Raw genomic sequence first — 14620 nt, forward strand, 5'->3', positions numbered from 1 at the left:
CCGACCGACCACGCACCACCAGCGGCCTATGAGCTGGCCGCCGTCCTGTTCGCGACCGACCACGCACCACCAGGAGCTGTCATGAGCGCCGTCACCACCGCCACCCCCCGTCTGTCACGTCGCCCCGGCGAGGCCAGGGGCCGCCGTCGCGCCCCGGCACCACGACCAGCCGCCCCGTCCCGGGGCACCGCCCGCCCCGGGGACGGGCGGCCCCTGAGGCGCGAGCCCCTCAGCGGGGCCCAGGCCCCCGGCTGGAACGTCGTACGCCTCCACCCGCCCCGGACCTGTCTCTCCCCGGCGCCCGCCAGGCGGTGGCCCGGCCCGTCCCCGGAGGCCGCCCTGGGCCCGGGGGCGGCCCTGGAGCAGCCCACGCGCCCCCTGCCGGACGTGGCCCGGCACGCCCGGGTGGTGGTGTGCGCCGCCTGCGAGGTGCTGGCCGGACGCCGCCCGGTCGAGCACCTGGCACGCTGGACGACGCCGGCGCTCATGGAGGCCCTGACCCGGCGCGCCGGACTGGCCCGCAGGATCCTGGGCCGGGAGGCGGCGCCCCGTATGCGGGCACGCTCCACCCATGTCCAGGCCCTGGCCGGGGGCGCCAGGGAGGTCGTGGTGGTCCTCGACGACGGCACCCGGGTCCACGCGGCCGCGGCGCGCCTGGAGCCCTGCAACGGGCACTGGCTGCTGACCAACCTGGAGATGGCCTGAGGGCCCTCGTCCCCGCCTCCGCCGGTCCTTCCCAGGTCACCCAGGGCATCACCGCCCTCGTCCTCACCTTCACCGGCCTCTAAGGAGGAGCTGGCGCAGTCGGCGAGGAGGGCGCCCGGTGCAGGAGGCCGGGCCCTCACGCCCCACTACGTCCACGCGCCCCAGGGGCCCGGCCACTGCCCGCGGGCTTCGGCACCACGCGTACGCGCCGACCACCACAGGCCACGGCCCGGCCACTGCCCGCGGGCTTCGGGCCGTTCACCTGGACTGCGTCCACGCGCTCAGGGTCCCGGACCTGAGCGCCTCCGCCCTGGCGGCGAACAAGTACCGTTCTCACGACGAACAAGTACCGTTCTCGCGAGCAATAAGTACCGTTCTCGCGGTGGGGGGCGGCGGGGGCCCTCAGTGCCTGCGCTTGGAGCGGCGACGACGCTGGGCGCGGTTGCCCTGGGCCGCCTGTGCCAGCTTCCCGGAGCGCCGGGGGCCCAGGGGGGAGGCGGAGGTGCCGGCCGAGGAGGTGCTGGCAGAGGCAGGGGTAGAGGCGGAGGCGTCGGGCCCCGACTCGCTGGTCCCGCCGTCCTCGGCAGGACCTGAGTAGGTCACCCGCCGGCTCATGGACTCCTGACCGGTGTCGCCCAGGACGGAGCCGGCGGCACGCCGCCCGGTGCGCCCCAGCGAGACGCCTGCGGCGGCGCGTCCGTCGGAGTCCGCCACCGTGCGGGCCGCCTCCAGGGTGCCCTCGGCCTCGGCGCGCCTGGCGGCCGCCTCGAAGCGGCCCGCGTTGGCGAAGACCTGCTCGACGGTCTCCTCGCGGATGCCCTCCATCATGGCGCGGAACATGTGCGCCCCCTCGTTGGCGTACTCCACCAGCGGGTCCCTCTGGGCCATGGCGCGCAGGCCGATGCCCTCCTTGAGGTAGTCCATCTCGTAGAGGTGCTCGCGCCAGCGCTTGTCCACCACGCTCAGCAGGACCCGCCGCTCCAGGGTCCGCATCGGCTCCTCGCCGAGCTGGGCCCGGGCCAGCGGGTTGGCGTCCAGGTGCTCCTGGGCCTGCTCGTAGGCCAGGGCGGCGTCGCCGGTCAGGGCCTCGGTCAGGGCCTGCGGGGTGAGCAGGTCGATGCCGCCGGCGGCGTCCACGACGTCGTCCTTGGTCAGGGAGACGGGGTAGATGTGGGCCAGGTCGTCCCACAGGGCGTCCAGGTCCCACTCGTCAGGGCGGCCCTCGGAGGTCCGGGAGGCCACCACGGTGCGCACCACCTGGGCGCGGAAGTGCTCCAGCTGGGGCTCGAGGTCCTCGCCCTCCAGGACGCGGCGGCGCTCGGAGTAGACCTTCTCACGCTGCTCGGTCATGACGTCGTCGTACTTCAGGACGTTCTTGCGGATCTCGTAGTTGCGCGCCTCGACCTGCCTCTGGGCGGAGGCGATGGCGCGGGTGACCACCTTGGACTCCAGGGGGACGTCGTCGGGGTAGGCGCCCGAGGCCATGAGGCGCTGGGCCACCGCCGAGGCGAACATGCGCATGAGGTCGTCCTCCATGGACAGGTAGAACCGGGAGCGCCCGGGGTCCCCCTGGCGCCCGGAGCGGCCGCGCAGCTGGTTGTCGATACGCCGCGACTCGTGGCGCTCGGTGCCCAGCACGTACAGGCCCCCCAGCTCAACGACCTCCTCGTGCTCGGCGGCGCAGGACTCCTTGGCGGCGGCCAGGGCCTCGGGCCAGGCGGCGTCGTACTCCTCGGGAGTCTCCTCCGGATCCAGCCCGGCCTCCTTGAGGGCGGCCACGGCAATGTACTCGGCGTTGCCGCCCAGCATAATGTCGGTACCGCGCCCGGCCATATTGGTGGCCACCGTCACGGCCCCCTTGCGGCCGGCCATGGCCACCACCCCGGCCTCGCGGGCGTGCTGCTTGGCGTTGAGGACGGTGTGCTCAATGCCCCGCCTGGTCAGCAGGGCCGAGAGCTCCTCGGACTTCTCCACGCTGGTGGTACCCACCAGGACCGGCTGGCCGGTCTCGTGGCACTCGGCGATGTCGTCCACGACGGCGGCCAGCTTGGCGGCCCTGGTGGAGTAGACCAGGTCCGGGCAGTCCTCACGCTGCATGTCCCTGTTGGTGGGGATGGGCACCACGCCGATCTTGTAGGTGCCCGCGAACTCGGCGGCCTCGGTCTCGGCCGTGCCCGTCATGCCGCAGCGCGAGCCCTCGGGGTAGAGGCGGAAGTAGTTCTGCAGGGTGATGGTGGCCAGGGTCTGGTTCTCGGCCTTGATCTCCACCTTCTCCTTGGCCTCGATGGCCTGGTGCATGCCCTCGTTGTAGCGGCGCCCGGGCAGCACGCGCCCGGTGTGCTCGTCCACGATGAGCACCTCGCCGTCGCGCACGATGTAGTCCTTGTCCAGGTGGAAGAGCTCCTTGGCGCGCAGGGCGTTGTTGAGGAAGCCAATGAGCGGGGTGTTCTCGGACTCGTAGAGGTTGTCGATACCCAGGTAGTCCTCGACCCGCTCGATGCCGGGGGCCAGTACCCCCACGGTGCGCTTCTTCTCGTCGACCTCGTAGTCCCGCTCCCGGCGCAGGCGCTCGGCGATGACGGCGAACTCCTTGTACCACTTGTTGACGTCCCCGCCAGCCGGCCCGGAGATAATGAGGGGGGTGCGGGCCTCGTCAATGAGGATGGAGTCCACCTCGTCGACGATGACGAAGGCGTGGCCCCTCTGGACCAGGTCCTCAGGGCGCTGGGCCATGTTGTCGCGCAGGAAGTCGAAGCCGAACTCGTTGTTGGTGCCGTAGGTGATGTCCATCGCGTACTGCTCGCGACGCTCGGCGGGGGTCTGCCCCACCAGGATGCAGCCGGTGGTCAGGCCCAGGAAGCGGTGGACGCGCCCCATGAGGTCGGACTGGTACTCGGCCAGGTAGTCGTTGACGGTCACCACGTGCACGCCCTTGCCGGTCAGGGCCCGCAGGTAGGAGGGCATGGTGGCCACCAGGGTCTTGCCCTCACCGGTCTTCATCTCCGCGATATTGCCCAGGTGGAGGGCGGCACCGCCCATGATCTGGACGTGGAAGGGGCGCATCCCCAGGACCCGGTCGGCGGCCTCCACCACCGTGGCGAAGGCCTCGGGCAGGAGGGCGTCCAGGGTCTCGCCCTTCTCGTAGCGCTCCCTGAGCTCGTCGGTCATCTCCCTGAGATCCTCGTCGCTGAGGTCACGGTAGGTCTCGGCGAGCTCCTCGACCTGGTCGGCCAGGGAGTCGAGCTTGTTGACGGTACGGCTCTCACCGATACGAAGGATCCAGTCGAAGATCGACACGCTGGCTTCTCCCTGGCTGTTGACTGTGGTGCGGCGGTGGGCCGGGCGCCGGGGCGCCGTGGGCGCGCACCGGCCTCATGCTAGTAGACGTTGCCGCCCTCGTGGTGCGCCCCCGCCCCGCCCCGCGCCTCCCCCGCCTTCGAAGCGGCGTCGTTCCGGGGCCCGCTCAGCCCACAGGAGAGCCCGCTGAGGCTGGCCTCACAACGTTCTGTGGACAGTCGCGGCGCGCGGGGTGCCGGCGGGCCCACCCTGGAGGCGTGCGCCGCTACCTGTCCTGGCTTCGCGCCTGGTGGAACCGTCTGGCGGGACCGTGCCTGAGGCTGGTCCTACCGTCCTCCTGCGCGGGCTGCGGGACCTGGGAGACATCCCTGTGCCCCTCCTGCCGCGCCGTGCTGGCCGGCCCCCTGAGGCCGGTGCCGCACGCCCAGGCCCTGGAGGACCTACCCGTGTGGGCCCTGGCCAGCTACCGGGGCGTGGCCCGCCGCCTGGTCCTGGCCTGGAAGAACGGGGCCCGCGAGGATCTGGAGGAGACCATGGTCGGTGCCAGCCGGCGCGCGGGGCTCACCTGGGCGACGGGACTGGACCCGGGGACCGTGGACCTCCTGGCCGGGTGCGGCGGGCTGCTGGTGGTGCCCGCCCCCTCGGGAGTCAGACGGCGCCTGGCCGGACGCCTGGTCGCCTCCCGCCTGGCTGACGGCGTCGCCCGCGGTGTGGCCCGCGGGCTGGTCGGCACGAGGCTGAGGGTGTGCAGCGTCGACCTCCTGCGCCGCCCCCTGCTGGGCGCGGGGCGGGCCCACCAGGCGGGCAGCTCCAGCCGGGGGCGGCGGCGCAACCGCTCCGGGGCCCTGCGCCTGCTCGCCGACGTGGAGGGCCGGGCCGTCCTGCTGGTGGACGACGTCGTCACCACCGGGGCGACCCTGGCCGCCTGCCAGCGCGCCCTGACCCGCGGCGGCGCCCGGGTCCTGGCGGCCCTGACCCTGGCCGCCACGCCCGCGCCCCGGCGACGCCGCAGCCTGCTGGCACCAGTGGGGACGGTACCGGGTGGCACCGCGTCCGCCGACGGCGATAACGGCCCTGACCAGCGGTGTAATGCGTGCACAGCCCCGGGAGATAGTGTAGTTTATGTGTCACAGGACACACGGAAGTCGTGTGGGGACGGGCCTTCCGTCCCTGTCGCCGAGGAGGTGGTCAGGCACTCCCAGGGCCCGCCGCACCGAGGCGACGGGCACCCGTCCCAACGATCCGCTGAGCCCGGATCATGACTTACAGAAATGAGGGTCCGTCATGGACGTCACCGTCGTCGGTCGCAACGCCGAGATCAGCTCTCGCCTGCGCGACTACGTCGAGGAGAAGACCGCCAAGGTCGAGCAGTTCGACCCCCGCGTCCAGCGCGTGGAGGTCGAGGTCACCCACGAGCGCAACCCGCGCCAGGCCGACACCGCCGAGCGCGTCGAGATCACCGTCATCTCCAAGGGCCCGGTCATCCGGGCCGAGGCCAGCTCCTCGGACCGCTACGCCGCCGTGGACATCGCCATGGGCAAGCTGACCGAGCGCCTGCGCCGCGCGCGCGACCGCGTCAAGGACCACCACCGCTACGCCGTGGTCCTGCGCCCGGAGGAGGCCGCCGTGGCACCGGTGCCCGAGCCCGAGATCCCCGACACCGACGACGCCCCCATCGAGGACTCCCCCCACGCCCCCACCGAGCGCGGGGTGGCGGTGGAGGCCCAGCTGGGCGACTCCCCGGTGATCGTGCGCCAGAAGCTCTACCCGGCCAGCCCCATGACCATCGGTGAGGCCCTGGACCAGATGGAGCTGGTGGGCCACCCCTTCTACCTGTTCATTGACAAGGAGACCGGGCAGCCCTGCGCGGTCTACCGCCGCCACGGCTGGACCTACGGCGTCATCCGCCTGGACGTCACCGTGAGCTAGGCGCTCCCCGGGGCCGCGCCCTGTCCCCGAACGCGGCGCGGCCCCGGGGCACGGGCCGTCCTGCCCGGGGGGCGGCGCGCTCAGGGAAGCGGGTAGGACAGGTCCGTCAGGTCGGTGTCCACCACGCGCCAGGTGGCTCCCGAGCGCTGCCAGACCTGCTGGGAGGCGTCCGTCAGGCTCAGCGTGCCGTCCACCCGGTTGGCCGCGACCTGGGTGGCGCCCAGGGCGCCGGTCTGGTCACTGCTCAAGCCCCCCACCTGGAGGTGGTAGATACGGGGGGCGCCGCCCTCGTCCTGGGCGGGCAGGAGCAGGGCCACATTGACCGGGTCGTACCAGCACGGGGCCCCCAGGACGGTCGGGGCCCCCTCGGGGAGCAGCGCCAGGGCCCGGCCCAGGGCGGTAGGGCGCCCGCTGGCGTCGCGCACAATGACGGCCACGTCCACCTGGTCCTGGCCCTCCCCCCGGTGGTGCACCACCAGGCGCTCGCCCTCGGCGGAGACGTCCACGGCCAGGACCGTGCGCTCCTGGAGCCAGGTGGCCGTCAGGGGCGCCCGCAGCCCGGCGGCGTCCACGGCCACCAGCACCCCGTCCTCGGCGGTCCACACCCAGCCGGTCCGGTCCGCCACGGGGGCGGTCAGCCCGCCGCCGGTGCCGGTACCGGCCGACAGGATCACCGAGGCGCTCCCGGCCCCGGAGGGGACCTGGACCAGGCTGGGCCCGGAGACGACCGTGAGCCGCCCGTCCTGTCCCAGGAAGGGCCAGCGTCCGCTGGCGCTGCCCAGGACCTGGGCCCGGGCCAGGACGGTGCGGGCGGTCCCGGTACCGCGTACGACGTCGCCCCCGCTCATACCCAGCACGTCGCCCGGGGCCCTCAGGACGGCCTGCAGGCTGGCGCCCGAGCCCAGGTCCCGGTCCTCGGCCAGGACCCGCACGGAGCTGACGGAGCTGACCTGGAGCAGGGTCTCACGCAGCTGGGCCACGGCCAGGTCGCCCCGGGCGCCCTCCAGGGCCGACCCCGTGCCGGTCAGCCGCACCGTGACCACCGGCCCGGACTGGCTGACCTCGGCCGTGGTCCCGGCGGGGAGGGCGCTGTCCACACCCTGGGCCAGCCAGTCCGAGGGGCCGGCCACCGCCAGCTCCACGAGCCGTTCCAGCTCGCAGCTGGAGGGGACCCAGCGCAGCTCGGGGACCAGGCGCCGCCCGTCCCAGGACGGGAAGCACAGCCACCGGGCGGCGTAGCTCAGGCGGACCGTGGAGTCGGCGAGCAGGGTCCCCTCGGGGGGCTCGGCCACGCGCCACTGGCCGGCCACGTCCCGGGCCAGGGAGAACCTGGTCTCGGTGTGGGTCAGCGGGGCCCGGGTCATGGCCCCCGAGGGCGCGATCGTGCCAATGACGGTGGTGCTGACGCTCACCGAGCCGTCCGGGGCCCGGGCCACCACCGGCGCGTCGGCCTCCTGGTAGACGCGCACCAGGTCGCGCGGGCTCCAGCGGGCGGCGACGTCAGGCAGCAGGAAGGACCTGGCGGTGGCGAAGTCGTCGGAGAAGCCCGCGGTGCACGCCCGCAGGAAGCCGGTGACAATGAGCTCGGGGCCCGCCCCCTCGGTGGGTCCGGGGGCGGTCTGGACCAGGGAGTCGGGGTCGGCCCCCGGCACGGTGGCGGTGTGGACGGCCCCGGAGGTGGGCAGGCGGGCGCAGCCGCAGGTCAGGGCACCCAGAGCCGCCAGCAGGGCGCGACGGCTCAGGTGCCGGACGGCCCCGCGGGCCCGGCCGGGCGCGTACCGGTCCACCGGGCTCACTGCCCCTCCCCCTGCCCGGGCCGGCCCTCCTGGGGCCGGGCCCCGTCCTGGCCCGCGCCGCCGTCCAGGGGCTGGAGGGGGCCCCGTCGGCGCACGGCCGGGTCCGGCAGGGTGGAGTTCAGGCGGCGGGCGCTCTTGCCGGGCTGCCCGGTCCGCCGGGAGACGGGCCCGGGCCACTGGCCCGCGCTGGTGTGCCCCGCGCTGGTGCGCGCCACGGCGGGGGCGTCGGGCGGCACCACCTCCAGGGGCGGGGCCCCCGTCAGGGTCCCCGGGGTCCCGTCCTCCCCCAGGACCCGGGGCAGGACCAGCAGGAAGGAGGAGCCGTCGGCAGGCCACCCCCAGGCCGTCAGCGTGCCGCCGTGGAGATGGGCGTCCTCCAGGGCGATGGACAGCCCCAGCCCGGTGCCCCCCAGGGTGCGTCGGCGCGAGGGCTCGGCCCGGTAGAAGCGGTCGAAGACCTTGGCCACGACGTCGGGGCTCATACCCACCCCGTGGTCACGTACCCGCAGGGCGACGGCGTTGGAGGAGGTGGCCACGGTGACGTCGATGACGCTGCCCTCAGCGTGCTCAATGGCGTTGGTGACCAGGTTGCGCACGATCCGCTCCACGCGGGTGACGTCCATCTGGGCGGTGGCGGGCTGGTCGCCCAGGTCGAGGTGGACCTGGGCCCCTGAGGCGGTGACGTGGACCTCGACGGCGGACAGGACCCGCCGGACCACCTCACGCAGATCCTCCTGGCTGACCCGCAGCTCCACCCGGCCCGAGTCGATCCGGGAGATCTCCAGCAGGTCGGTCAGCATGGTCTGGAAGCGGTCCACCTGGTCGTTGAGCAGCTCGGCCGAGCGCCGCGCCAGGGGGTCCTCGATCTCGGTGCGCGCGGCGTAGAGCTGGTCGGAGGCCATACGGATGGTGGTCAGGGGGGTGCGCAGCTCGTGGGAGACGTCGGAGACGAACAGGCGCTGCACGGTGGACAGGGCGGCGTAGCGCTCGATCTGGGCCTGGAGGGAGGCGGCCATGGTGTTGAAGGAGGTGGCCAGCCCCGCCAGCTCGTCCTCGCCGCGGACCTCAATGCGCTCCGAGAGCGTGCCCGAGGCCAGGCGCTGGGCGGCCAGGGAGGTCTGGCGCACCGGCCGCAGGACCCTGGCGGTGACGGTCCAGACCCCCAGCACGGTCATCAGGGCGAAGCCGACGCCCGCGGTGATGACGGCGCGGGAGGCCACGGTGACCAGGCGCTGCTCGGGGGCCAGGGTGTACAGGACGTAGACGTCGTACTGGCCGGCCACGGGCAGGCTCAGGCGGGTGCCCACCAGGACCCCCGGCTCCTGGCCCGACCCGCCCTGCGTGCCGATGCTGGCGGGGACCTGCGTGGGCCGCCAGGCCAGCGTCCCGGCGGGGGCGTCCTCCACGGCCTGGGTGATGTCGTGGGTGACCAGGGCGTCCATGGCCGAGTCCGTGGACAGGTCGTTAATGGCCACCGAGGAGGACTCGCTGCCGCTGCGGCGCAGGGCGACGCCGACCCCGCCGGCCCCGGCCGAGGAGCCCCGGATGGAGGTCACCTGCGTCTGGGCCAGGAAGGCCACCTCGTCGGGGCTGGTGACGGTGGCGGCGTCCAGGACCGCCTGGGCCGTCCTGACCCGCTCCATGGCGTCAGCCAGCACGGCGTCACGCTTGTCGCTGAAGACCGACTCGCGGATAGTGACCGTGACCACCCCGAGCAGGACGGTGATGAGCACGGCCCCCGCCACCAGGGCCGCCACGGTGACCCGCAGGATGAGGGAGCGCCGCATGAGCGCCCGCAGGCCCGCCAGGCCGGCCACGGGGGACCGGCGCCCGGGCTCAGACCGCGTCGCCAATGCGGTAGCCCACGCCCCGGACCGTCACCACGATGCGGGGGCGCTCCGGGTCCGGCTCCACCTTGGAGCGCAGGCGCTGGACGTGGACGTTGACCAGGCGGGTGTCCGCGCCGTGCTGGTAGCCCCACACCGCGTCCAGGAGCTCCTCGCGGGTGAAGGCCTTCCAGGGCGAGCGGGCCAGGGTGGTCAGCAGGTCGAACTCCAGCGGGGTCACCGCAATGGTCTGGGCCCCGCGCAGGACGCGGTGGGCGGCGACGTCAATGTCCAGGTCCCCGGCGCGCAGCACCTCCGGGGTGACGGCGGTGGACAGGTGGCGCAGGCGCGCCCGCACCCGGGCCAGGAGCTCGGTGGTCTGGAAGGGCTTGGTGACGTAGTCGTCGGCCCCGGCCTCCAGCCCCGCCACGACGTCCTCGGTGTCGGTACGGGCCGTGAGCATAATGACCGGGACGTCGGACAGGCGGCGGATCTGACGGCAGACCTCCACCCCGTCGATCCCCGGGAGCATGAGGTCAAGCAGGACCAGGGAGGGGTGGTGGGCGCGGAAGAGGGCCAGAGCACCGTCACCGGTGTCACAGGTGACTGGCGTGTACCCCTCGCTCTCCAACAAGATGCTCAGCATCTCGGAGATCGCGGGGTCGTCGTCAACAACGAGGATACGCACGGTCATGTGTCCTATCTTGGCACGCCGGGCACGCTACGTCAGTCACAACGGGTCCCGGGCCCCTCACCTGGTCGGCTCTCCCCCGATCGGCCCCTGGCCGGCGCGGCGGTGGGGGCGGGAGCGCAGGCGGGCCCTCTCGGTACGCCCGGCCCCCGCCCGCGGCAGGGAGGGCGGGGGCGCCCGCCTCCCGGGAAGGACCCCGCCGGCCGGCGGGGTACCCCCCAGGGCCGATCTCCTCCTGGAGGGGGAGGACCCCGACCCCCTGACGTGTCAGCATGGGGCCATGAGCGCACCGCCCCCCGACGGCTGGCAGCCCCCCTCCCAGCCGCTCGACGACCAGCCCCCCCAGGAGCCGGAGGCCCCGGCGGAGGACGTCCAGGGGACGGGGCCGGAGCGGGCACCCGCCTTCGGGGTCCCGGGCTACGGCCTCCCCACCGACTTCCTCCTGGCCCCCAAGCCCGGGATCATCCCCCTGCGCCCCCTGACCGTCTCGGAGATCATCGGCGGGGCCTTCGCCGCCCTGCGGGCCAACCCCCGGGCGATGTTCCTGCCCGCCCTGCTGGTCATGGGCGTCCTGGGAGGGGTCAGCGCCGTCCTGACCTACGCCCTGCAGAGCGCCACCCTGATCAACCTGGACGGCCGCACGACGCAGGGGGCGGCCGAGACGCTCCTCATCCTGCCGGCCCTCGTCACGCTGAGCCCCTCGACCCTGATCGCGACCGTCGTGTCCATTGTCGCCAACGGGCTGCTGACCGGCCTGCTCATCGTCACGGTCTCACGGGCGGTCCTGGGGCGGGTGGCCAGCCCGGGCCAGGCCTGGGCGCAGACCAGGGGACGCATATGGGCGCTGCTGGGGCAGGCGCTCCTGATCACCCTCATCGAGACGGTCCCACCCGCTGGCGCCACCCTGGTCGCCACGGCGCTGCTGCGCCAGGTCCTGGGGGACAGGACGGTCGACACCGGCTCGTCGGGGGACGTCCTCCTGGTGCTCCTCGTCATCCTGCTCGTGCTGCTGCTCTGGGTCCTCATCACGGTCTTCCTCGTGGTCCGCCTCTTCCTGGCCCCCGCCGCGCTCATCCTGGAGAACACCTCAGTGGCCAGCTCGATCCGGCGCTCCTGGACCCTGACCCGGGGCTCCTTCTGGCGGGTCCTGGGAGCCCTCGTGCTCATGGGGCTCATCGCCTGGCTGGTGGCCGGGGCCATCGGCACCGTGGCCGGGGTCGGAGCCGGCGTGGTGACGGTCCTCCAGCCCGGGTCCGCCACCGTGGCCGCCTCGGTCGTCATGCTCGCCTCCACCCTCGCCACCGCCCTGGTCATGCCCTTTACCGCCTCCGTGGCCGCCCTGATCTACATCGACCTGCGGATGCGCAAGGAGGGCCTGGACATTGAGCTGCGTCGTGCCGCCGCACAGTAGCGCCAGCGGCAGCCGTCAGGGGGCGCCGGGCCTCCTGGCGGCCTGCCTGGCCCTGACGCCCCTGGCGGCGCCCGGGCCCGTGGACGTGCCCGCCACCCCCAGCGCGGAGGAGGCCCGGCGCGCCGCCCAGGAGGAGCTCTCCAAGGCCGTCTACCAGGAGCGCCCCAGCCTCGCCCAGCTCATCTGGGACTGGCTCCAGGAGCACCTGTCCCCCACCCACCTGGTGCCCGGGGTGCCGGCCTGGGTCTCGGTGGTCGTCACCCTGGTCGCGGCCCTGGCCCTGCTGGCTGGCCTGGTCTACGTCCTCAGGTACCTGACCTGGGCCAGACGGGCCCGGCTCGGCTCCAGGCGCCTCTTCGAGGACCCTCGTGACGCCGCCTCCCTGACCCGGGCCGCCGACGCCGCGGCCGGGACGGGCGACTGGGCCACCGCCGTCGTCGAGCGCTTCCGGGCCATTATCCGCTCCCTGGACGAGCGCGGGCTCATTGAGGACTACCCCGGTATGACCGCCCGGGAGGCCGCCACCCTGGCCGCCCGGGCCCTGCGGTCGCTGAGGCAGGAGCTGCTCCAGGCCGCCGCCCTGTTCGACTCGGTGCGCTACGGGCACGTCCAGGCCACGAGGCAGCAGGACGAGTGGGTGCGCCAGCTGGCAGGCCAGGTGGCCTCCCTGCGCCCGACGGAGACCCAGAAGGGACAGGTATGAGCCCGGCCACCGACACCACCACCGGCACCGCCACCGGGGCCGGGACGAACCGGCCGGCAGGTGCCAGCCAGGCGGTGGGCGACCCCCTGGGCACCCGCCTGCGCCGCGCCCGGCCCGTGGTCCTGGCCCTGCTCCTGCTGACCGCCGTCGTCCTGAGCACCCTGTGCCTGCGCCCCCAGGTCTCCAAGGTCCCCCTGGCGATCGACAACCCCACCTCCACGGGCACCATGGCCCTGGCCGAGCTCCTGCGCGCCCAGGGCGTCTCGGTACGCTCCACCAGCTCCTGGTCCGACGCCCTGACCGCCTCCCAGGACGGGGCCACGCTCGCACTGGTCTCACCTCAGTCCCTGAGCCCCGACGAGCGGGAGGACCTGGCCCGCGCCGGCGGGGACGTCGTGGTCCTGTCCGACCTGTACCAGAGCCTGGCCGGGCTCACCCAGGCCACCGTCACAGGGGCCTCGACATCCAAGGACACCGTCCTGGAGGCCGGCTGCCAGGACCCCGACGCCCTGGCCGCCGCCCGCCTGCCGGGGGCCCGCGGCTCGGTGACCGCCACCGACACGTCCGGCCACCAGATCCCCGGCGCCACCGGCTGCTTCCCCCTGGGCCCCTCCGCCGGCCCCTCCCAGCACTCCTACGCCTACCTCACCGCCCCCCTGCCCTCGGGCGCGACGCTGCGGGTCATCGCCGACAACCAGCTGGTCACCAACGCCACCCTGGCCCAGCAGGGCGCGGCCGCCCTGGCCGTACGGGCCCTGGGCCACCACCGCGAGGTCGTCTGGTTCGACGCCGACTACCGCGACGTGACCAGCCTGTGGGACTCCCCCGACCTGCCCCGCCAGCTGCCTGTCCTGGTCCTGCTGGCCCTGGCGGTCCTGGCGGCCCTGGCCGGGGTGCGGGGGCGGCGCATGGGGCGCCTGGTGCCCGACCCCCTGCCGGTGGTCGTGCGCTCCACCGAGACCACGCTGGGGCGCGGGCACCTCTACCGGCGCGCCCACGACCACGCCCACGCCGCCGGGGTCCTGCGGGCCGGTACCCTGGCCCGGCTCCGCCCCCGCCTGGGCCTGCCCCGCCACTGCGAGACGGCCCTCGTGGCCCAGGCCGCCGCCCGGGTCACCGGCCTGCCCGAGCCCTACCTGGACCAGCTCCTGGCCGGTCCCCCACCGCACGACAACCAGGCCCTGACCGACCTGGCCTCCCAGCTCGACCACCTTGAGAGCGAGGTTCACTCATGAGCTCCACCCCCTACGGGCAGGACCCCGACGCCCACCCCGCCGCACCGCCCGACGCCCCGGGCCGGGCCGACCCGCGCGGGCGGCTGGTGGCGGTACGCGGTGAGGTCTCCAAGGCGGTCGTGGGCCAGGACGCCGCCGTCACCGGCCTGGTCATCGCCCTGCTCTCCGGCGGCCACGTGCTCCTGGAGGGGGTGCCGGGGGTGGCCAAGACCCTCCTGGTGCGCGCCCTGGCCCGGGCCCTGGAGGTGGGGACCACCCGCATCCAGTTCACCCCCGACCTCATGCCCGGTGACGTGACCGGCTCCCTGGTCTACGACGCCCGCAGCGCCGAGTTCTCCTTCCGCCCCGGGCCGGTGTTCACCAACCTCCTCCTGGCCGACGAGGTCAACCGCACCCCTCCCAAGACCCAGGCCGCCCTCCTGGAGGCCATGGAGGAACGGCAGGTGTCCGTCGACGGCCGCCCCCGCCCGCTGCCCGACCCCTTCATGGTCATCGCCACCCAGAACCCCGTGGAGTACGAGGGCACCTACCCCCTGCCCGAGGCCCAGCTGGACCGGTTCCTGCTCAAGCTCGTCCTGCCCGTGCCCGAGCGGGCCCAGGAGGTCGAGGTGCTCTCCCGCCACGCCTCCGGCTTCGACCCGCGCGACCTGGCCGGGGCCGGGCTGGGGCCCGTGGCCTCGGGGGCGGACCTGGCCGCGGCCCGCGCCCAGGTGCGCACCGTGGGGGCCTCCCCGGAGGTCCTGGGCTACATCGTGGACCTGGTGCGCGCCACCCGCAGCTCGCCGTCGGTGGCCCTGGGGGTCTCCCCCCGCGGGGCGACGGCGCTGCTGGCCTCCGCCCGCGCCTGGGCCTGGCTGGGGGGACGGGCCTTCGTGACCCCCGACGACGTCAAGGCCCTCGCCCTGCCCACCCTGCGCCACCGCATCACCCTGCGCGCCGAGGCGGAGATGGAGGGGGTCACCACCGAGTCCGTCGTCAACGGGGTCCTGCGCACCGTCACCGTCCCCCGCTGACCTCCTGGCCCCGC

11 protein-coding genes are annotated in these 14620 nt (G+C 74.2%); 7 read left to right on the forward strand and 4 right to left on the reverse strand.

The window, feature by feature from the left end:
* The first annotated feature begins 81 nt into the window (after nt 1–81).
* Entirely contained in the window at nt 82–705 is a 624-nt protein-coding gene (locus JJJ15_RS13380; protein WP_129591485.1) for an Rv3235 family protein, read from the forward strand.
* Nucleotides 706–1107: 402 nt separating this feature from the next.
* Here the strand turns inward: JJJ15_RS13380 and secA are convergent, their stop codons facing one another.
* Nucleotides 1108–4002 (reverse strand): preprotein translocase subunit SecA, encoded by a 2895-nt coding sequence (secA, locus tag JJJ15_RS02935; protein WP_200511398.1) that lies wholly within the window; start codon nt 4000–4002, stop codon nt 1108–1110.
* Between the two features lie 257 nt (nt 4003–4259).
* On the opposite strand from secA, the gene JJJ15_RS02940 reads away from it, so the two are divergent.
* Both JJJ15_RS02940 and raiA read left to right on the forward strand, forming a co-directional pair.
* Nucleotides 4260–5264 carry a phosphoribosyltransferase family protein gene (locus JJJ15_RS02940; protein WP_200511399.1) on the forward strand — a complete coding sequence of 335 codons (1005 nt, stop codon included), beginning with the start codon at nt 4260–4262 and terminating at the stop codon, nt 5262–5264.
* 22 nt (nt 5265–5286) lie between these two features.
* Nucleotides 5287–5931: a ribosome-associated translation inhibitor RaiA gene (gene raiA, locus JJJ15_RS02945; RefSeq protein ID WP_106109403.1), complete on the forward strand. Its 645-nt coding sequence runs from the start codon at nt 5287–5289 to the stop codon at nt 5929–5931.
* An 80-nt stretch (nt 5932–6011) separates the two neighbouring features.
* Here raiA and JJJ15_RS02950 read toward each other — a convergent pair whose 3' ends face one another.
* The 3 genes from JJJ15_RS02950 to mtrA are packed head-to-tail and all read right to left on the reverse strand — an operon-like array spanning nt 6012 to nt 10247.
* Nucleotides 6012–7727 carry a GerMN domain-containing protein gene (locus JJJ15_RS02950; protein ID WP_200511400.1) on the reverse strand — a complete coding sequence of 572 codons (1716 nt, stop codon included), beginning with the start codon at nt 7725–7727 and terminating at the stop codon, nt 6012–6014.
* Complete coding sequence (mtrB, locus tag JJJ15_RS02955) at nt 7724–9580, reverse strand: MtrAB system histidine kinase MtrB (protein WP_246742124.1); 1857 nt, start codon at nt 9578–9580, stop codon at nt 7724–7726. The genes JJJ15_RS02950 and mtrB overlap by 4 nt, the downstream gene beginning before the upstream one ends.
* On the reverse strand, nt 9564–10247 hold the full coding sequence (gene mtrA / locus JJJ15_RS02960) for an MtrAB system response regulator MtrA (RefSeq protein WP_106109405.1): 684 nt from the start codon (nt 10245–10247) through the stop codon (nt 9564–9566). Before mtrA ends, mtrB begins: the two co-directional genes overlap by 17 nt.
* Before the next feature lie 277 nt (nt 10248–10524).
* Between mtrA and JJJ15_RS02965 the strand changes: the two genes are divergently transcribed.
* From JJJ15_RS02965 to JJJ15_RS02980, 4 genes are read left to right on the forward strand one after another with little or no spacing between them, the layout of a single operon-like run.
* Entirely contained in the window at nt 10525–11655 is a 1131-nt protein-coding gene (locus tag JJJ15_RS02965) for a glycerophosphoryl diester phosphodiesterase membrane domain-containing protein (protein ID WP_200511401.1), read from the forward strand.
* Entirely contained in the window at nt 11639–12358 is a 720-nt protein-coding gene (locus JJJ15_RS02970; RefSeq protein ID WP_246742125.1) for a DUF4129 domain-containing protein, read from the forward strand. Before JJJ15_RS02965 ends, JJJ15_RS02970 begins: the two co-directional genes overlap by 17 nt.
* Nucleotides 12355–13593 carry a DUF4350 domain-containing protein gene (locus JJJ15_RS02975; RefSeq protein ID WP_200511402.1) on the forward strand — a complete coding sequence of 413 codons (1239 nt, stop codon included), beginning with the start codon at nt 12355–12357 and terminating at the stop codon, nt 13591–13593. Before JJJ15_RS02970 ends, JJJ15_RS02975 begins: the two co-directional genes overlap by 4 nt.
* Entirely contained in the window at nt 13590–14606 is a 1017-nt protein-coding gene (locus JJJ15_RS02980; RefSeq protein ID WP_106109408.1) for a MoxR family ATPase, read from the forward strand. Before JJJ15_RS02975 ends, JJJ15_RS02980 begins: the two co-directional genes overlap by 4 nt.
* Nucleotides 14607–14620 lie beyond the last annotated feature (14 nt).

Origin of the sequence: Actinomyces sp. HMT897, assembly GCF_016626125.1 — a bacterium.
Lineage (GTDB): Bacteria > Actinomycetota > Actinomycetes > Actinomycetales > Actinomycetaceae > Actinomyces.